This window comes from Pseudoflavonifractor sp. An184 (genome assembly GCF_002160305.1).
Lineage (GTDB): Bacteria > Bacillota > Clostridia > Oscillospirales > Oscillospiraceae > Lawsonibacter > Lawsonibacter pullicola.
On sequence record NZ_NFKI01000106.1, the window covers coordinates 1 to 4,863 of the forward strand.

A 4,863-nucleotide genomic window follows, 5' to 3' on the forward strand; every position below is an offset into this window, starting at 1 on the left:
GAACATATGCAAGGCCCGGAAACCCCGGGCGGCCCGGTGTGCCGCCCCTACGGAAATCGGGAAACATTTCAGGATACGCCCTCCCTCTGAGCCGCACTTGAGCCCCACCCGCCCAAAAGGCGCGCTTTTAGAGTATATCCCCAATTAGGCCGCCGGGGCGGCGAAATCCCCCTGCGCCCCCCCAAAAAAGAAAGGAGCCCACCCCCAATGAAACACCGCCTGCGATTCGCGGGAAAAAAGTTGATCCGCATGCTGCTCCTCCTGCTGGGGGTGAGCCTGGCGGCCTTTCTGCTCATGTCCGCCTCCCCTCTGGACCCCCTCCAGACCAACGTGGGCCAGGCCGCCCTGGGCGCCATGTCCCAGGAGCAGATCGCCCAGCTGGAGGACTACTGGGGGGTGAACACCCCCCTGCCGGAGCGCTACCTGGGCTGGCTGTCCGACGCCCTCCACGGGGACCTGGGCACCTCCCTCCTCTACCGCCAGCCGGTGCTGACCATCATCGGGGAGCGGCTGGGGAACTCCCTGGGGCTGCTCCTGTTCGCCTGGGCTCTGTCCGGGATCTTGGGGTTCACCCTGGGGGTGCTGGCCGGTGCCTTTCGGGGCCGCTGGCCCGACCGGCTCATCCGGGGCTGGTGTCTGCTCATCTCCAGCACTCCCGCCTTCTGGCTGGCCATCCTTCTTCTGTTGGTGTTCTCCGTGTGGCTTGGGTGGGTCCCCACCGGTCTCTCCGTCCCTATCGGGGTGGATGCGGACAGCGTCACCTTCTTGGAGCGTCTCCACCACGCCGTCCTCCCCGCCCTCACCCTAAGCATCACCGGGGTGTCCTCCATTGCCCTCCACACCCGGGAGAAGATGGTGGATGTGATGGAGTCGGACTATGTGCTGTTCGCCCGGGCCCGGGGGGAGTCCCTTCGGAGCATCGTCCTGCGCCACGGAGTGCGGAACGTAGCCCTGCCCGCCATCACCCTGCAGTTCGCCTCGGTGAGCGAGATCATCGGCGGCTCGGTGCTGGTGGAACAGGTGTTCTCCTATCCCGGACTGGGCCAGGCGGCGGTGACCGCCGGGCTGGGCAGCGACCTGCCCCTGCTCCTGGGCATCACCGTCATCACCGCCGCCATCGTCTTTGGGGGCAATCTGATTGCCGACCTCCTCTACGGCGTGGTGGACCCCAAAATCCGAAGGGGGGCGGCCAAATCATGAGACAGCTCAACCGGCGGCAGAGGACCCTTCTGCTCCTGCTTCTCACCCTGTCGGTGCTCCTGGCCGTCACGCTGGCCGGCGCTCTGCTCACCCAGCGGGCCACGGAGACCGACTTCTTCCGCATGAACCGCTCCCCCAGCCTCACCTTTCTGTTCGGCACCGACTGGATGGGGCGGGATATGCTGGCCCGCACCCTGGCCGGGCTGTCCCTGTCCATCCGCATCGGCGTGCTCACCGCCCTGGTGAGCGCGGTCATCGCCCTGCTCTGCGGGGTGGCCGCCGCCCTGAGCCGGAGGGCAGACGCGGTCCTCTCCTGGTGCATCGACCTGTTTCTGGGCATCCCCCACATCCTGCTGGTCATGCTCATCTCCCTGGCCTTCGGACGGGGGTTTCTCGGGGTGGTGGCCGGAGTGTCCCTGAGCCACTGGCCCTCCCTGGCCCGGGTCATCCGGGGGGAGGTCCTCTCCCTCCGCCACGCCCCCTATCTGCTTGCGGCGGAGAAGCTGGGGGCCCCCCGGGGACAGATCGTCCGGCGGCACCTTCTCCCCCACCTGCTGCCCCAGTTCCTCACCGGGCTCATCCTCCAATTTCCCCACGCCATCCTCCACGAGGCCAGCGTCACCTTCCTGGGCTTCGGCCTGTCCTCGGAGCAGCCCGCCATCGGGGTCATCCTCTCGGAGAGCATGCAGTACCTCACCACCGGCCGGTGGTGGCTGGCCCTGTTCCCCGGGCTGGCCCTGGTGGGGGTGGTCCTCCTCTTTGCCGCTCTGGGGGAGCAGGTGCGGCGGGTTCTGGATCCGTCCAGCGTGCATCAGTAACGCAAGAGGACTTTTTTAAGCGATGTTTCGCCGCTTCGGCGGCCTAATTGGGGATATACTCAAAAAGCGCGCCTTTTGGGTAGGTGGGGCTCAAGTATGGCTCAGGAGACGATGGGGGTCAGGGACCCGCCCCTACGGCACAACGGAAACGGTGCAGGACTTGCATTGTAAATCGGCACGCTGGGAAAGTACCTCGCCGCCCGCAGGCGGCGAAATCCCCCCGCAAAAAACCACCGAAGCGGCACGCCGGGTCGCGGCCCAGGCCAGCCTCTCTTGCCCCTGCGGGGCAATTCACCTTCTCGCGCCCTACGAGGTGGCCGAAACCTGTCCCCTCATCCGTCTGGCCTTCGGCCAGCCACCTTCCCCCAAGGGGGAAGGCTGAAAAAAGAGGACTTCAAAATCCCCCCACGAAAAGAGCTGAACGACCCATGGAACCAATTTTACAGGTATCCCATCTGTCCCTCTCCTTCTCCCAATACAGCCGGGGCACAAAAAAACAAAACCTCCCTGTCATCCACGACCTGTCCTTCTCCATTCGACCCGGCCAGGTGGTGGCGGTGGTGGGCTCCAGCGGCTCGGGCAAGAGCCTGCTGGCCCACGGGATTTTGGGCATTCTCCCCTACAACAGCGCCATGGAGGGGACCATCCTCTACCGTGGGGAACCCCTCACCCAAAAACGGGCGGAGGCCCTCCGGGGCCGTGAGATCGTCCTGGTCCCCCAGGGGGTCGCCTACCTGGACCCCCTGATGACGGTGGGCCCCCAGGTGCGCCGTGGGCGGCGGGACGCCGCCGCCCGGGAGGAGAGCCGGAGCGTCCTGGCCCGGTACGGCCTTGGGACGGAGACGGAAGAGCTCTACCCCTTTGAGCTCTCCGGCGGCATGGCCCGGCGGGTGCTCATCGCCACCGCCGCGGTGGAGCACCCCAAGCTGCTCATCGCCGACGAGCCCACCCCCGGCCTGGACGCCCGGGCCGCCGGGCGCATTCTGGGCCACTTCCGGGAGCTGGCGGAGGATGGGGCCGGGGTGCTCCTCATCACCCACGACCTGGAGCTGGCCCTCACCATCGCCCACCGGGTGCTGGTCCTCTACGCCGGGGAGACCATTGAGGAGGCGGAGGCCGCCGACTTTTCAGAGGGAAAGCTCCGCCACCCCTACACCCGGGCACTGTGGAGCGCTTTGCCCCAGAACGGATTCAATCCCATCCCCGGCACCCAGCCCTACCCTGGGGAGATCTTGGACGGCTGCCAGTTTGCCCCCCGGTGCCCCCGCTGTCAGGAGCGGTGCCGGTCCGGCGGCCCCGTCCCCTATGTGCCCCAGGCGGGCGGCATGGTCCGCTGCTATACCCCGGAAGGAGGAGATGCCCCATGAGTCTGGAAGCCCGCAGCCTTACCTTCCGCTACCCCCGCCGTGGAAAGAAACCCGTTTTGGAACACGTGAATCTCACCCTGGAACCCGGAGAACGTATAGGTCTCACCGCTCCCAGCGGCCGTGGCAAGACCACCCTGTGCAAGCTGCTGGCGGGGTACGAGCGGCCCACGGCGGGGGAGATCCTCCTGGACGGCCGCCCCCTGTCCCACTACCGGGGGGCCTGCCCGGTCCAGATGATCTGGCAGCACCCGGAGACCGTGCTGGACCCCCTTCTGCCCCTGGAGGTATCCCTGAAGGAGGCGGGACCGGTGGAGGAACGCCTGCTGGAGGAGCTGCACATTCAGCCCCAGTGGCTGCGCCGCTACCCACAGGAGCTGTCCGGCGGGGAGCTCCAGCGGTTCTGCATCGCCCGGGCCCTGGGCAGGGCCACAAGATACCTGCTGTGCGACGAGATCACCGCCATGCTGGACCCCATCACCCAGGCCCAGATCTGGGGTTTCCTCCTGCGGGAGGCGGAGCGGCGGAATCTGGGACTGCTCATTGTCAGCCACAGCGCCCCCCTTCTGGAGCGGGTGTGCACCCGGGTGGAGGTTCTCTCTTCCCCTCCGGAAAAAACGACGCCCCTCTCTTGACTTGGAGTGCACTCCAGGGTATATGATGGTGCTGCTGACAGAGGGGGCACAGTTCTCTCGCTTTTATTTTCAGGAGGTTTTGTCACAATGAATGTCTTAATGATCAACGGCAGCCCCAAGCCCAACGGCAACACCGCCATCGCTCTCCGTGAGATGGAGCAGATTTTCCTCCAGGAGGGCATCCAGGTGGAGACCGTCCACGTGGGCAATAAGAACATCCGGGGCTGTATCGGCTGCAACAAGTGCATGGAGGCTGGCAAATGCGTTTTTGACGACCTGGTAAACGAGACCGCCCCCAAGTTCGAGGCCTGCGACGGCCTGGTGGTGGGTACCCCGGTGTACTACGCCTCGGCCAACGCCACCCTGGTGGCTTTCCTGACCCGGCTCTTTTACAGCACCCACTTTGACAAGACCATGAAGGTGGGGGCCGCCGTGGCCGCCGCCCGCCGGGGCGGACTCACCGCCACCTACGACGAGCTGAACAAGTTCTTCGGCATCTCCGGCATGCCCATCGCCTCCGGCCAGTATTGGAACGGCATCCACGGCCGGGAGCCCGGCGAGGCCTCTCAGGACGCGGAGGGGCTCCAGGGCATGCGCACTCTGGCCCGAAATATGGTCTTTTTAATGAAGAGCATCCAGCTGGGCAAAGAGGCCTACGGCATTCCGGAGCGGGAGCCCTTCCAGCGCACCAACTTTATCCGGTAAACAAATTTGGGCCCCAGCCTGCGGCTGGGGCCCTCAGGCTGTCGAAAAAGTCTAAGGACTTTTCCGACAGCCTGCAAAAATGCCGTTACTTTCCCGCCGCTGCGCGGCGGAAAAGTCCTCGCTGCGCTCGCTGAACGCCTT

Annotated in this window: 5 protein-coding genes; all 5 read left to right on the forward strand. The window is 65.7% G+C overall.

Features of this window, described 5'->3' with window-relative positions; genetic code table 11:
• The first annotated feature begins 207 nt into the window (after positions 1–207).
• The 5 genes from B5F19_RS16435 to B5F19_RS16455 all read left to right on the forward strand — a co-directional run bounded on the left by B5F19_RS16435 (position 208) and on the right by B5F19_RS16455 (position 4,722).
• Positions 208–1,200, forward strand: a complete 993-nt coding sequence (locus tag B5F19_RS16435; RefSeq protein ID WP_087292753.1) for an ABC transporter permease — start codon at positions 208–210, stop codon at positions 1,198–1,200.
• On the forward strand, positions 1,197–2,018 hold the full coding sequence (locus B5F19_RS16440; RefSeq protein WP_087292757.1) for an ABC transporter permease: 822 nt from the start codon (positions 1,197–1,199) through the stop codon (positions 2,016–2,018). The genes B5F19_RS16435 and B5F19_RS16440 overlap by 4 nt, the downstream gene beginning before the upstream one ends.
• Before the next feature lie 428 nt (positions 2,019–2,446).
• Positions 2,447–3,385 carry an ABC transporter ATP-binding protein gene (locus tag B5F19_RS16445; protein WP_087292760.1) on the forward strand — a complete coding sequence of 313 codons (939 nt, stop codon included), beginning with the start codon at positions 2,447–2,449 and terminating at the stop codon, positions 3,383–3,385.
• Entirely contained in the window at positions 3,382–4,017 is a 636-nt protein-coding gene (locus B5F19_RS16450) for an ATP-binding cassette domain-containing protein (RefSeq protein ID WP_087292764.1), read from the forward strand. Before B5F19_RS16445 ends, B5F19_RS16450 begins: the two co-directional genes overlap by 4 nt.
• Before the next feature lie 87 nt (positions 4,018–4,104).
• Positions 4,105–4,722, forward strand: coding sequence for a flavodoxin family protein (locus B5F19_RS16455; RefSeq protein ID WP_087292767.1), 618 nt, complete (start codon positions 4,105–4,107; stop codon positions 4,720–4,722).
• Positions 4,723–4,863: the final 141 nt, after the last annotated feature.